The sequence below is a fragment of the Chlamydiales bacterium genome (genome assembly GCA_041395025.1).
Classification (GTDB): domain Bacteria; phylum Chlamydiota; class Chlamydiia; order Chlamydiales; family JAAKFR01; genus JAJACP01.
In genome coordinates, this window is sequence record JAWLBH010000001.1 from 157,195 (window position 1) to 170,400 (window position 13,206).

At 34.7% G+C, this 13,206-nt stretch carries 15 protein-coding genes and 4 tRNA genes; 9 read left to right on the forward strand and 10 right to left on the reverse strand.

Features of this window, described 5'->3' with window-relative positions; genetic code table 11:
* The first annotated feature begins 5 nt into the window (after nucleotides 1-5).
* Together R3E91_00665 and R3E91_00670 are read left to right on the forward strand one after the other, a co-directional pair.
* Nucleotides 6-1,400: a DEAD/DEAH box helicase gene (locus R3E91_00665; protein ID MEZ5314719.1), complete on the forward strand. Its 1,395-nt coding sequence runs from the start codon at nucleotides 6-8 to the stop codon at nucleotides 1,398-1,400.
* Between the two features lie 154 nt (nucleotides 1,401-1,554).
* Nucleotides 1,555-2,160 (forward strand): methyltransferase domain-containing protein, encoded by a 606-nt coding sequence (locus R3E91_00670; GenBank protein ID MEZ5314720.1) that lies wholly within the window; start codon nucleotides 1,555-1,557, stop codon nucleotides 2,158-2,160.
* A gap of 152 nt (nucleotides 2,161-2,312) precedes the next feature.
* On the opposite strand, the gene R3E91_00675 is transcribed toward R3E91_00670, so the two are convergent.
* The gene (locus tag R3E91_00675; protein ID MEZ5314721.1) at nucleotides 2,313-3,143 is read right to left on the reverse strand and encodes a DUF2608 domain-containing protein; all 831 of its coding nucleotides are present in this window, start codon (nucleotides 3,141-3,143) and stop codon (nucleotides 2,313-2,315) included.
* 355 nt (nucleotides 3,144-3,498) lie between these two features.
* Here R3E91_00675 and R3E91_00680 point away from each other — a divergent pair, with 355 nt between their 5' ends.
* Entirely contained in the window at nucleotides 3,499-4,149 is a 651-nt protein-coding gene (locus R3E91_00680; protein ID MEZ5314722.1) for an HD domain-containing protein, read from the forward strand.
* A gap of 101 nt (nucleotides 4,150-4,250) precedes the next feature.
* Here the strand turns inward: R3E91_00680 and R3E91_00685 are convergent.
* The 3 genes from R3E91_00685 to R3E91_00695 all read right to left on the reverse strand — a co-directional run bounded on the left by R3E91_00685 (nucleotide 4,251) and on the right by R3E91_00695 (nucleotide 4,843).
* Nucleotides 4,251-4,333: transfer RNA gene (locus R3E91_00685), tRNA-Tyr, on the reverse strand.
* An 8-nt stretch (nucleotides 4,334-4,341) separates the two neighbouring features.
* A tRNA-Thr gene (locus tag R3E91_00690) sits at nucleotides 4,342-4,414 on the reverse strand.
* Nucleotides 4,415-4,456: 42 nt separating this feature from the next.
* Entirely contained in the window at nucleotides 4,457-4,843 is a 387-nt protein-coding gene (locus tag R3E91_00695; protein MEZ5314723.1) for an SEC-C metal-binding domain-containing protein, read from the reverse strand.
* Nucleotides 4,844-5,065: 222 nt separating this feature from the next.
* Between R3E91_00695 and R3E91_00700 the strand changes: the two genes are divergently transcribed.
* From R3E91_00700 to R3E91_00720, 5 genes are all read left to right on the forward strand, one after another.
* Nucleotides 5,066-5,815 (forward strand): tRNA 2-thiocytidine biosynthesis TtcA family protein, encoded by a 750-nt coding sequence (locus R3E91_00700; protein ID MEZ5314724.1) that lies wholly within the window; start codon nucleotides 5,066-5,068, stop codon nucleotides 5,813-5,815.
* 301 nt (nucleotides 5,816-6,116) lie between these two features.
* Entirely contained in the window at nucleotides 6,117-6,929 is an 813-nt protein-coding gene (surE, locus tag R3E91_00705; protein MEZ5314725.1) for a 5'/3'-nucleotidase SurE, read from the forward strand.
* Nucleotides 6,930-7,057: 128 nt separating this feature from the next.
* Nucleotides 7,058-7,132 (forward strand) — tRNA-Val (locus R3E91_00710).
* A gap of 12 nt (nucleotides 7,133-7,144) precedes the next feature.
* Nucleotides 7,145-7,218 (forward strand) — tRNA-Asp (locus R3E91_00715).
* A gap of 20 nt (nucleotides 7,219-7,238) precedes the next feature.
* The gene (locus R3E91_00720; GenBank protein MEZ5314726.1) at nucleotides 7,239-8,162 is read left to right on the forward strand and encodes a YitT family protein; all 924 of its coding nucleotides are present in this window, start codon (nucleotides 7,239-7,241) and stop codon (nucleotides 8,160-8,162) included.
* Nucleotide 8,163: 1 nt separating this feature from the next.
* Here R3E91_00720 and R3E91_00725 read toward each other — a convergent pair whose 3' ends face one another.
* Together R3E91_00725 and R3E91_00730 are read right to left on the reverse strand one after the other, a co-directional pair.
* Nucleotides 8,164-8,769, reverse strand: coding sequence for a UbiX family flavin prenyltransferase (locus tag R3E91_00725; GenBank protein ID MEZ5314727.1), 606 nt, complete (start codon nucleotides 8,767-8,769; stop codon nucleotides 8,164-8,166).
* Entirely contained in the window at nucleotides 8,754-9,602 is an 849-nt protein-coding gene (locus tag R3E91_00730) for a 4-hydroxybenzoate octaprenyltransferase (protein MEZ5314728.1), read from the reverse strand. The genes R3E91_00725 and R3E91_00730 overlap by 16 nt, the downstream gene beginning before the upstream one ends.
* Before the next feature lie 64 nt (nucleotides 9,603-9,666).
* Between R3E91_00730 and R3E91_00735 the strand changes: the two genes are divergently transcribed.
* Nucleotides 9,667-10,350: a TIGR00730 family Rossman fold protein gene (locus tag R3E91_00735; protein ID MEZ5314729.1), complete on the forward strand. Its 684-nt coding sequence runs from the start codon at nucleotides 9,667-9,669 to the stop codon at nucleotides 10,348-10,350.
* A gap of 24 nt (nucleotides 10,351-10,374) precedes the next feature.
* Here R3E91_00735 and R3E91_00740 read toward each other — a convergent pair whose 3' ends face one another.
* Genes R3E91_00740 through R3E91_00755 form a run of 4 tightly spaced genes read right to left on the reverse strand, consistent with a single transcriptional unit; the run spans nucleotide 10,375 to nucleotide 13,203 of the window.
* Nucleotides 10,375-10,764, reverse strand: a complete 390-nt coding sequence (locus R3E91_00740) for a hypothetical protein (protein MEZ5314730.1) — start codon at nucleotides 10,762-10,764, stop codon at nucleotides 10,375-10,377.
* Nucleotides 10,765-10,822: 58 nt separating this feature from the next.
* Nucleotides 10,823-12,181 carry an acetyl-CoA carboxylase biotin carboxylase subunit gene (gene accC, locus R3E91_00745; GenBank protein ID MEZ5314731.1) on the reverse strand — a complete coding sequence of 453 codons (1,359 nt, stop codon included), beginning with the start codon at nucleotides 12,179-12,181 and terminating at the stop codon, nucleotides 10,823-10,825.
* Between the two features lie 12 nt (nucleotides 12,182-12,193).
* Complete coding sequence (accB, locus tag R3E91_00750) at nucleotides 12,194-12,634, reverse strand: acetyl-CoA carboxylase biotin carboxyl carrier protein (protein MEZ5314732.1); 441 nt, start codon at nucleotides 12,632-12,634, stop codon at nucleotides 12,194-12,196.
* An 11-nt stretch (nucleotides 12,635-12,645) separates the two neighbouring features.
* Complete coding sequence (locus R3E91_00755) at nucleotides 12,646-13,203, reverse strand: elongation factor P (GenBank protein MEZ5314733.1); 558 nt, start codon at nucleotides 13,201-13,203, stop codon at nucleotides 12,646-12,648.
* Nucleotides 13,204-13,206: the final 3 nt, after the last annotated feature.

A 13,206-nucleotide genomic window follows, 5' to 3' on the forward strand; every position in this document is an offset into this window, starting at 1 on the left:
AATTCATGACATCCTGTACATTTAAAAGCTTAGGACTCAATCAATCCCTTTTATCTACAATTGAGGAAATGGGTTTCTTCTCTCCAACTCCTATTCAACAGGAAGTCATTCCCCTCATCCTATCTGGAACAGATGTAGTAGGTCAAGCACAAACGGGTACGGGTAAAACAGCTGCTTTTGGTTTGCCTACTATTCAAATGATGACAAAAAGAGGTGCAGCACAAATTCTTGTGATCACTCCAACTCGAGAGCTTGCCTCTCAAGTAGCCGAAGAACTCTATCAATTTGGAAAATTGGATCAATTAAAAGTTTGCGTGATATGCGGTGGAAAATCATTTAAACATCAAATTGATAGTTTTAATCATGGCGCTGACATCCTAGTCGCCACTCCTGGAAGATTGCTCGATCTTTTAGATTCAAAACGACTCACTAATTTTCAACCGAAAACTGTTATTCTTGATGAAGCAGATGAAATGTTAAATATGGGATTTTATGAAGATATTCAAGAAATTTTTAAATATCTACCTACAGAAAGGCAAACTCTTCTTTTTTCTGCAACTATGCCTAAACAAATTCAAATACTGATTAAAAAAATTCTTGAAAAGCCTATTTTTGTAAAAACACATTCTGACAAAACCACAGATCAAAACATTGCTCAAGCTTACTATCTCATTGAAGATTATGAACGCGATCATGCAATCATCCGTCTCTTTGAGGAAAGAAAATTTATAAAAACCATTATCTTTTGCAAGACAAAAAAAGATGTTGATCGATTATCTGAAATCCTAAGCAAAAAAGATTTTCGAGCAAAAGGGCTGCATGGTGATATGGAACAGAATCAAAGACAACGTGTGACAAATGCATTTCGTGCGGGAGAAATGGATATTTTAGTGGCAACTGATCTTGCTGCAAGAGGGTTAAATATTGTGGATGTCACTCATGTAGTTAACTACCATATTCCTTTTGATGTTGAAAACTATGTACATCGTATTGGCCGAACAGGAAGAGCAGGGCAAAAAGGAAATGCGATCACTTTTGTGACACCAAAAGAATTTTATAGGCTTATGCGCTATCAAAAACATATAGGAAGCACTTTAGTGCAAAAATTTATTCCTAATAAACAGGAAATTCGAAAGGCACAAATTGCTGACTTAATCAATAAAATTCATCTCCAAGGGTTTGATGAGAATATTCGAGAGAATCTCTTAAAAGATCTACAACAAAAAATGGATCTTGAAATTCTCGTTTGCAAAATGCTTGCAATGGTATTAAAAGAGAAACTCATTGAAGGACCCGATAAAATTGGGATTTCAAATGATCAAAAAAAACACGATCGAAAAAAAAAGAAAAAAAACTCTGTCTATCCAAAGAAGCATAAGAAATATATCAAGTCTAGGTAATCTATGGTCGATAAAAAAAATCCTATTCATCTCAATTCTATAAGGAAAAAACAAATTCTTTCTATTCAAGTTTTGGAAAGAAAAGTCACCTAATCTAAGCTAGATAGATAAATGAGAGTGTTGATAAAATCAATTAAATGCTATTCTTATTTTGATGAAAGATTCCTATTTATTTATTAAAAGATTTTTTTCTCATCCATCAACTATCGGATCTGTTGTACCAAGTTCGAAAAGTTTAGCCTGGCATATGACTAAACAAGCACTTCAAAAAAAAAATAGGCCTTTGCGTTATCTTGAAGTTGGTGCTGGATCAGGTGCTCTAACTAAACACCTCATCCCAAAGCTAAGAAAAAATGATACGCTGGATCTTGTAGAAATTGATCCTTATTTCTGCTTACAATTAAAAAAAAAATACTCACACTTCCCCTATATAAAAATTCATCAAATCTCAATTCTTGAATTTGAAAAAAATAACTATGATGTTGTCATTTCTAGTCTTCCTATCAATGCGTTTAAATCGAGTTGCGTTGATAAAATCCTCATCAAGTACAAAACATTAGTAAAACAAGGGGGAGTTATTTCTTATTTTGAATACATGGGTTTAGGAAAAATTAAAAAACTATATCTATTGGGAAAACTTCAAGTTGATTTCAACACAATTCTTCTATTAAAGAAAAATTTTGTTGAGAGTTATTGTACTGAAGTCAATAAAATTTGGTGGAACTTTCCTCCTGCTCGTGTTTTTCACTGTCAAATGTAGTCAAATCATTGTTAAGTAATTATAAAATCCCTTACCTAAAAAAATATCCATACACACTTTTGGATTATTAAAAAACCAATAACGGTGGATATTGTAATAACCTAGGACTTCAAAACTAAAAATAGCTTGATGATATTTTCTTTATCTTTGGTCTAAATACCGTGGTCATTAACTACATTGAATTTATCCCTATCCGTAATCCGTAAAGCTTGTTGATCAGCTTCAAACATACGAGAAAGACGCTCCGATTCTTTTTTATTGATAAAATCTTTTAATTGACTATCAGCTAAAGTACAATCAAAGGTTTTAGAGAAAGAATCAAGATAACCATATCTTAAACCTAAAAATTGAATTCCTTCTTTTTGACACGCAAGAGAGACTGATTGAAGATTTTTTTCTTTATCGTCAATAAAAAGAATCTTTTTTGGCCGGTAATTCAGCTGATTTAAAAAACGTATTAACGTCTCTCCTTTATCGTTCTTTAACCCCACGAAAATAATCCCTTCTAAATATTTAGCACCTCCCTCAATTTCACAATCAAAATTTTTTAAAGTATTTAAGGTGAAATCTATTCCAATTGAATGGATTTGATCAATCGTAGGATATGCCATTTCAACATAACGAGCTGTTAAACCTAAAACAGTATTTCCTTGTTTTTGTAATTTGCGAATTACACCAGCTGTTGAAGGCTCTACAGCTTTAAATTTAGCCTCCATCAGAATATGATGCCAAAGAGGAATAAAACTATCCATGATCTCAACTTTTGTCATCCCTGTGGATGCCATTCTTTTTTTTATTTCATAAGCTGCCCAGGTATCGGATCCAAGAGATTCTGTCGTTGTCATAAGCACATCATTAAGATCAGTAATAATTAATGTCTCTGGATTTGCAAATGCTAACAGATCACGAATATCATGACTCTCCAGAATTTCTGCTGACAAATAACTAGAAAAGAAAAACAGGACAAAAATATATTTTTTCATCACACCTCAAATTTTAAAGAGATTTTGTATGTCAAAATGACTTTTTTTTCTATACTTTTTTCTATTTTTAAATTTAATTAATCTAAAAACCACTTAGATTGATATATAAATAAAATAACTTAATTTTTTTTATAAAAATTCAATGTATATTTTCATCTATTCTTAAAATTGACAAATAAATCAATACTATTGACAATCAACTTATATATAACTCTACTACGTTCTACTATGAATTTTTTTTTAAATTTAACCTTTCTTCTGATTTTTCTTCCTGCAACTTTATTTAACCAAAGGGTTTATGCGAATGAAGAATCTAAAGAAGTATTGATGACAAGTCAACTTCAGGTATTAATTGATGACAAGTCTACTTCAGGTATTACCAGACAATCCTAAAATTCGATCTCTTACGAATCATCTTCTAAGTGAGTGGCAAAATTACAAAACTTACGAAAATCCAAGCTTCAATACTCACCAATTAATTTGTGCGATCATTTACAGTGCACATCAACATGCGAATCAAGTACGAAAAGATAAAGAATCTACTCCCTATATTATTCATCCTTTAGAAGTTTGCAATAATCTTTGGGAAGTAGGCCAGGTGCGTAACGCAAATATTTTAATGTCAGCTATTCTTCATGATACTCTTGAAGATACTTTGGCGACAGAAGATGAGATTCAAAAATATTTTGGACAACGTGTTCTGATCACGGTCAAAGAAGTAACTAATGCACCTAATCTCAGTAGTGATGAAAACAAACAATGCCAAATAGATCATGTACCTTGTATGTCACAAGATGCTCGTCTCGTTAAATTAGCAGATCGATTAGCCAATATTACCGATTTAAATACTAATCCTCCTTCTTCATGGACATCTCAAAAAATTGAGAATTATTTTACATGGGGAGAAAAATTATTGGCAGCATTACGAGGAACAAATCATCAACTTGAAACGATGTTAAAAAAAATGATAGAAGATCACAGTACCTCTAAAGAGGTAAGACAATGACCCCCGTTTTCTTCTAGTATAAACATTTCCAAATGCATACGAGAATCATCCTCTATCACTTCAATAAAACTTCCCTTAAAAGCTTATCCCTTTATAAAGAGTGGGGGCAGCTGGATTCGAACCAGCGGATCCCGAAGGAGTCGGATTTACAGTCCGATGCAATTGGCCACTATGCGATGCCCCCAAAAAATATGCTGGAGAAAGGACTTGAACCCTCAACCGTCCGATTACAAGTCGGATGCTCTACCAATTGAGCTACCCCAGCAAAAAACGTGAATTTTGTACCAGAAAAAAGGATTTTTTTTGACTATTTATTTTCTTGAAGATCCTCGGATGTTGGATTAAATGGTTCGTCAGGTTTGGGTAGATGACGTGTACGCGCGACTGGATTTTTCTCACTTCCTTTAAATTTCAATGACTCTCCAATTTTTTTACTTTGATAATCATTCTCTGTGCTCCGAAATTTTTTCATTCTTTCCAGAACATTGTTTTTAATAGGAGTCTCCTGAATTGGCGTCAATCGATCAAAAAGGCCTAAATTTCCTTGGTTAATTTTAATCACCTTGGCTTTAAACTTTCTCTTACCAGAAGGTGTATATTTAGCCACTACTTGCTCTTTATTCATACAGCAGTTTTTATATTTCTTACCTGAACCACATGCACAAGGATCATTTCTTCCTATTTTTTTTGTCATTCCCTAACCATGATAAAAACAACATCAGTCTATCTGATTATCTTGATGTTGTCTAGATTATGCAATCAGTGAATACAAAAAACTTATTTTAAGATTTTTTACTTTAATTTTCTAAAATAAATTTATGAAAACATAAAAAAGAAAATAGGATGGTGAAAATAGCATCTATGGATCTATTAATTGATATCACATCTAATTCTATGTACTGATATACTTCTTTTTATGCTAGATATCTCTCTACCTATTCCCACTCCCCCATGGAAAAAGCTCGGCAGACACTTAGAAAGTGTCATCCGTAAAGGAATTTATGAATACCAAATGCTAGAAGGAATCGACACACTGGCAATTGCACTAAGTGGTGGAAAAGATAGCTTAACCCTTTTATTCATGCTAAAAGCAATTTCTGGACATGGATTTCCTAAACTTAATCTCTATGCTATTCATATTAGAGGAAGTTTTTCTTGTGGAGCCAGTTTACAAGACAATCTTTTAGAAAAAATTTGTAAAAAACTTGAAATTCCCCTAATTATCTGCCAATCAAGCCAAAAAGAAAATATGCAAAATTGCTACTCTTGCTCAAGAGAAAGAAGAAAACTCATCTTTGAAGCAGCAAAAAAAGTTGGTGCTACTACAGTAGCGTTTGGCCATCACCGCGATGACAACGCCCAAACCCTCTTAATGAATCTTTTTCATAAGGGAGAATTCGCAGGTAATCTTCCAAAACTCTATATGGTAGACTATAAAATTTGCATTATTCGTCCTTTAATTTTAGTTGCTGAAAAAAATATCACACAATTTGCTAAGGAATATGGGTTTTATCGCCTTACCTGTCGTTGCCCCATTGGACAAAATTCGATGCGCAAAAAAATGGATCGTCTTCTTAGTGAAATGGAAGAGCTATTTCCAAATATACGTGGTAATATAGGACAAGCTAGCCTCTTATATGGATCAGACAAAGCAAAGAAAAAATAATTCACTGGGTAAGAAAAAGAGAAGTTCACAATCGATTACTTACAGCCTGGCTCATAATTAATAAAGAGTATAGTCTACTTAATGTCCATTTGATATGAAAACAAGAATAGCGTTCATCTGGATAAACCTTTGATAAGACAGTTTTTTTATCTATCTTATTATTGTTTATATAGCAAAAAAACTTCCAAAAAGTACAATAAAAACCCTTGCATCTTATTTAGGAAAAAATGCTTATCTTCCTATTACCCAGCTCTTACGTATCCTTATCAATCCATCTAGATATTTCATCTTTTAGGTGGTCATGATAGAAGAAAGTATGATGCATCGTCCATCTATTATTTTAACAAATGACGATGGAATTGAAGCTTCAGGAATCAAAGCCTTATGGGATGCTCTGCATGAAGCCAATTTTGCGGATTTATTCATAGTGGCTCCTCTAGTTGAACGCTCTGGTACTGGTGTCAGTATTACTTGGGATCGTCCTATGTTGATTCAAGAAAGACAATGGCCGGCTAACACTCCTGCTTGGTCTGTTGACGGCACCCCTGCTGATTGTATTAAAATGGGAATGCGTATCCTTCTTAAAAAGAAACCTGATTTTATTATTTCTGGAATCAATGCAGGTTCTAATGCTGGCCGCAATGTTTTGCATTCTGGAACAATCGGTGGAGTGATTGAAGGTGTTCTACGTGGTATACCAGGAATAGCTTTTTCATGTGAAGATGGTGGAAACCCTAATTTTCATGTGGCTAAAAAATATATTATCCCCATCGTACGTTATTTAATGGAGTACCCTCTTCCTCCGGGAAATTTTTTAAATGTCAATTTTCCTCAAACTGCAAAAGATAAAGTGAAAGGATTTCACCTCACCTCTCAAGGAAGAGGACGATGGAGTGAAAACCCCTATTTCCACATTCAAACTGATGATGGACCCAGCTACTGGTTAGGTGGAAAGTCAGAAGAATTAGCTGAAGAAAAAGATTGTGATATTGCTCTACTTAAACAAGGATATCTAACAGCTGTGCCTATTCAAATTCAAGAATTGACTAACCATCATGAGCTCAATTCCAGAAAAAAAACATTTGAAGACTATTTATCAAATCTCATCGAATAGCACCACTATACTTATTTCTTTATCTTCATCTTCGCTAAGGAAAATTTAAGTTTCTAGGGTAATTTTTTTCCTTTTTTATAAAAAACTTGTTCTTATTTTCTATCTTGATTACCCTATGTTACTTTTTTGGGCGTATAGCTCAGCGGTAGAGCTCCTGTTTTACACACAGGCGGTCATAGGTTCAAATCCTGTTGCGCCCACCATGTTTTTCTTTTGCGGGAGTAGTTCAACTGGTTAGAGCACCGCCCTGTCACGGCGGAAGTTGCGGGTTCGAGTCCCGTCTCCCGCGAATCTTAAAGGAATTGATCGATGTCTAAGCCAATTTCTACTACTTTTTACTTCGGAAAATTCTATTTTAAAACCTTACTCTGGTTAATTATAGGTGCTACTCTTGCAGCAGGAGGAGTAGAACTAATTCTGATTCCCAATCACTTAATTGACGGGGGAATTGTTGGCATAGCTATGATGTCCTCTTACATTTTTGGCGATCAATATCTCCCTTATTTTATGATTTTGTTTAATCTTCCTTTTGTCATTTTAGCTTATAAACAGATTGGACGCCATTTTGTCATCCAAATGATGACAGCTATCCTTCTTTTTTCAATTGCACTTTCGATGTATTACTGGATCCCAAGATGGCTAAATATACAACCAATTCATTTTCAAGGAGACACTATTGAAGTAATTGTTTTAGGAGGCTTTATTATTGGATGTGGGATTGGATTAATTATTCGTCATGGAGGATCGACTGATGGAACTGAGATTATGGGAATTATTATTAACCGTAAAAAGGGATTTACAGTAGGTCAAGTCATTCTCTTTGCAAATATTTTTATATTTGCTCTTGCGGGTTTTATTTATCGAAATTGGCATTCAGCTTTTCTTTCACTGATGACCTATGCTGTAGCAACCAAGGTAATGGATATGGTGATTGTTGGTTTTGAGGATACAAAATCAGTCATGATTATTTCGGTGAAACCTCAAATCTTAGCAAATGTACTGATGGAAGAGCTTGGTGTAGGCTTGACCGTCATGTATGGGAAAGGAGGATATACAGGAGATTCGCGTGAAATCCTTTACATCGTTGTAGAACGCCTTCAACTTGCTGAACTTAAGGAAATTGTTCATAGAAAAGATCCACAAGCTTTTATCGCAATTGAAAATTTACATGAAGTGATCAATGGACGCCATAACTCTCTTGGTACCCATCAGAAACCCTCGAGTATTAATTAAATTACATAGTATTACTATTAACATCTTTACTTTTCCATTTTAAATAAAGATTGTGTTCTATTCTTAAAATATCTAAAACTCTTCCAACAATGAATTTTTCGATATCCTCAATTGTTTTTGCTTGAATGTACCAAGCAGGCACAGGAGGAATAATTGTGGCTCCCCGACGACTAAGTATCAGCATATTCTTTAGGTGAATTTCACTTAAAGGAGATTCACGCGGAACAAGGATAAGCGAGCGTTTTTCTTTAAGAGTGACGTCGGCAGCACGTCGTAGTAAATTATCGCCAAGACCACAAGTAATTGCTGCTATAGTTGTCATGCTACAGGGAATAATGATCATTCCATCTGTTAAAAATGAACCACTCGCAACTGCAGCACCAATATCTTGATTAGAATAAAGCGTGATCAGCTCCTTCCTTTTGACATAAGAAAGGAATTGTTCAGCATGAGCATAATCTTTCCCTATTTCCAAAGCAGCCACATAAAGAGCATGTTTAGTAAATATCAGCTCTACCTTATGTCCTTCGTTCGTTAAGGTACGCAAGAGATGCATAGCTAATACAACTCCAGAAGCTCCACTGACTCCAACTACATAACGGCCCATAATACACTGACTAGTACGAATATAAAAACAGTCGATCCCACTGAAACAGTAAGAAAAAAGAAAATTTTTTCGGAATTTTTTTTTTCAATTTTTTTGTGGAATATATAAAAAACACATCCTGTTATACCAATTACCCAATAATAAAATAGAGGAAAATGAGCAGTGATCCCTAATCCAACTAGCATAATAAGAGAAAAACCATGCAATAGACGGGCAATGCTCTGACTCTTTTTTAAACCTAACCTAGACGGAATGCTGAATAAATGATGGTCGCAATCAAATTGATAATCCTGAATTGCATAAATAATATCACTCCCAACTATCAAACCAAAAGCGACTCCACCTAAGAAAAATGAAGAGATCAATACATCTCCTGAAATTGCAACTGAAGACATCACAGGCACTAAAAAATGAATCACTCCTAAAACCACATGACAAAAAGAAGTGAAACGTTTTAAATAAGAATAAATAAATAGAAGAAAAGCAATCACAAATGCCATTAAGAAACAGTACTCATTGATTTGCAGACAAATCATAAAAAAAAGAATTAGAGATCCCCAAGCAATTTTCCAGGCTACCTTTTCTTTCATTCCTTTGCTTGGAAGAATGCGTTCTTTTGTGCGTGGATTTTTTGCATCAATATGACGATCAATTAATTGATTAAAGGCCATGCCAGAAATTCTTGCACACATAAATGCAGGAAGAATCCATAACCAATACAAACTAAACTTCGCATTGAGTTCTTGCATGGGTAAGAGTACTCCTGCTAGAAGGAAAGGCAAACCAAAAAATGTTTGTTCAATTCGAGTTAAACTTTTCCATGCAGTAAACATTTTCTAAACCTAAACTGTTAAATCAGTTGAATTTTATCCTGAATTGATTTATTGATCTAGTATTGTGAATAAAGATAAGTCTTCAAAGAAACATCATTTTGACTCCTGGAGAATTTTTCGTATTCTCTCTGAGTTTGTTGATGGATTTGAAACAATGACCGACCTAGGTCCTTCTGTCTCAATTTTTGGATCAGCACGTATACAACCCGATTCTCCTTATTATCAATTAACAAGTGTAATTGCGGAAAAAATTGCAAATAAAGGATTCGGAGTCATTACAGGCGGCGGACCTGGTATTATGGAAGCAGCAAATAAAGGAGCTCAAAAAGGGAAAGGAGCCTCTTGCGGTATTAGCATTAATCTTCCTTATGAGGAGGCAAATAATAAATATATCGATCCAAAATACCACCTTTCTTACCGTTATTTTTTTGTAAGAAAACTCATGTTTATCCGTTACGCACAAGCATTTGTTTTTTTACCAGGAGGTTATGGGACTCTAGATGAACTTTTCGAAGCTTTGACACTAATACAGACAAAAAAAATCCGAAAATTTCCAATTTTTTTAGTTGGAGAAGATTACTGGAAAGGGGTAGTGGATTGGCTAAAATCTATTCCTTTAAAATCAGAATATCTCAATCAAAGAGATTTTGAACTTTTCACCCTTACTGATGATCCCGATTTCATTGCTAATGCAATTGAAAAACATTATCACCATGCTGGAGAAGGAGATACCTTTTCTTTAGAATAAAAAATTAACCAAATTTTATTTAATTTAAGAATTTGAAGCCTTCTTATAGGCACTTATATCACGCAATTTTATTTTCATCATAATTGTAAATGCTAAAGTTACTATTCCTCCACCAACAAGGCACCCGATTGTACAACCAAGAGGAATTGCGAAAGGAGATTTAAAGTACATAGGCCTGAAAATAGAGAAACGTGCCCCACTTAGATGTAATATTCCTTCTACCCCTATGAATAAGGCCATCACTCCAAAGCCAGTCAAACAACCTGAAAATGGGATAGAAAAAACTATCTTGGCAACTCGATTGGTTTTTCTAGCTTCTAAGGTATAGTTATCGCTGCCTTCTGGAGATTTAATTTTTTTCCATTTAAAAAAGGCAGTGAGATGGTCTAGTGTAGAAGGTGGATTTGTAATCATTAAAACATCTTTTGTAAAACGATAATTAAATTATAAAGAAAGAATACAATAATTGAAATTATTTATTGAATTTACATCCTGTACTCACAAGATCATCAATATATTTAATATCATACTTTGAGGCATGGAAATCTTTATTATCCATCATATATTGATGAAAAGGTATTGTCGAATAGACACCTTCAATATGGAACTCTCGAAGAGCTCTTTTCATAGTTGCGATTGCTTTTTTTCTATCTGCTCCTCTCACAATAAGCTTTGCAATCATAGAGTCATAATAGGGAGGAATTCTATATTTAGCATAACACGCGCTATCAACTCGTACACTGGGGCCACCTGGAGGAAGATAATAATCCAGAACTCCAGGTGAAGGAGAAAAATTTTCAGCTGGATTCTCTGCATTGATTCGACATTGAATGACGTGGCCATGAAATTGAATTTCTTTCTGCTTCCATTTCATCCGATGACCCATGGCAATCAGTAATTGCGCTTGGACAAGATCGATTCCAGTGAGTTCTTCTGTTACTGTATGTTCAACTTGAATTCTAGTATTCATCTCCATAAAATAGAATTTCAGTTTTTCATCAAGAAGAAATTCCACAGTCCCTGCAGAAAAGTATTTAGCTGCCTTTGCAAGGTTAATTGCTGCTTGACCCATTTTTTGTCTAAGATCAGATGAAAGAAGAGGACTAGGAGCCTCTTCAATTAATTTTTGTCTTCGCCTTTGAATCGAACAATCTCGCTCACCAAGGTGAATGTAGTTACCAAATTTATCCCCTAAAATTTGGATTTCAATATGACGAGGACGAGGAATCATTTTTTCAAGATAAATGTCAGGATTATTAAAGCTAGCTTCTGCTTCAGCACGCGCAGCAGAGAATAATCGGCTAAATTCTTCTTTATTGTGGGCAATCCGAATCCCCTTTCCTCCACCTCCAGCAACAGCTTTGATAAAGATCGGAAATCCAATTTTCTGAGCAATATTTATTCCTTCATCGACTTCTCTAACCACTCCTTCTGAACCAGGAATGATAGGACATTTCACGCTTCTTGCAAGAGCTTTTGCTCTTGCTTTATCTCCAAGAAGAGCAATCGATTTAGGAGAAGGGCCAATGAAATTTAACCCACAACTTTCACAAATAGAAGCAAAATTTGCATTTTCACTAAGAAAACCATAACCTGGATGAATCGCGTCAGCCCCAGTAATCTCACAAGCTGAAAGAATATGAGAGGTCTTTAAATAAGAATTTAATGGAGGAGGCTCTCCGATACACACCGCTTCATCAGCAAATAAGACATGAAGTGCCTCAAGATCAGCTTGAGAGTAGACTGCAACAGTTTCAAGTCCTAGGTCATGACAAGCACGGATAATACGGACAGCAATTTCTCCCCTATTCGCTACAAGTACTTTTTTCATCTATTGATACTACTATGATTCAACTCGGAAAATTTTTGAGCCGAATTCAACTGGATCTCCATTTTTAACAAAAATTTCAGTAATTCGTCCTTTAATCCCTGCTTTTACTTCATTCATGACTTTCATGGCTTCAATAATACAAAGAACTGTCTCTTCATCTACTGAGTCTCCAATTTTTACAAATGGAGGATCTTCAGGAGAAGGAGAAAGATAAAAAGTTCCTACCATAGGTGAAGTAACCAGTTCTCCTTGAGGCGTCTCTTTCATCTCTGCATAATGGTGAATTTCTTGCACTTTATTAGGAACTGAAGGAGTAGAGTAAGAAGAAAAATTGGCTTCAGAGGTAGAATCTCTTTCAATTTCAATTTCGAATCCATCTTGCTTCAGTATCACTTTTTTCATTGATAAACGTCTCATAGCCGTCATAAGTTTTTCTATTTGCTTAAGATCCACTTTTTACCTATTTAAATACGTTGAATATATTCTTTTGTACGAGTATCCACTTTAATCACATCGCCTGCTTCAATAAATGCAGGGACTTCGATTGTAGCACCAGTTTCTAAAATTCCTTCCTTTGTTGAATTAGAAAGAGTTCCCTCTTCTGAGGATTCTGTTGTTTTAGAGACCATCAACTCTAGAAATTGGGGTAGTTCTACAGAAAAAATTGTATCTCCATAAAAAGTAGCCTTAAGATCAATACCTTCTTTCAAAAAATGAATATTTTCTCCAATCACAGCTGGAGAAATAAGAATTTGATCAAGCGTTCCAGTATCTAAAAAAAGATAATCCTTACCTTCTAAATAAAGAAATTCAATTCTTCGTTCTTCTAGTTGAACATGAGTAACTTCCTGTCCTAATTTAAAATTTTTTTCAATCATCTTGTCATTTGCAAGGTTGCGTAAAGAAGTTTTAATAAAAGGCTGTCCTTTTAAAACTGTAACTTTTACAACAGACTCGACACGAAAAAGCTTCCCATTAATGGAAAGAGTCATTCCTGGGACAATTTGCTGGCTTGTAACCATCTC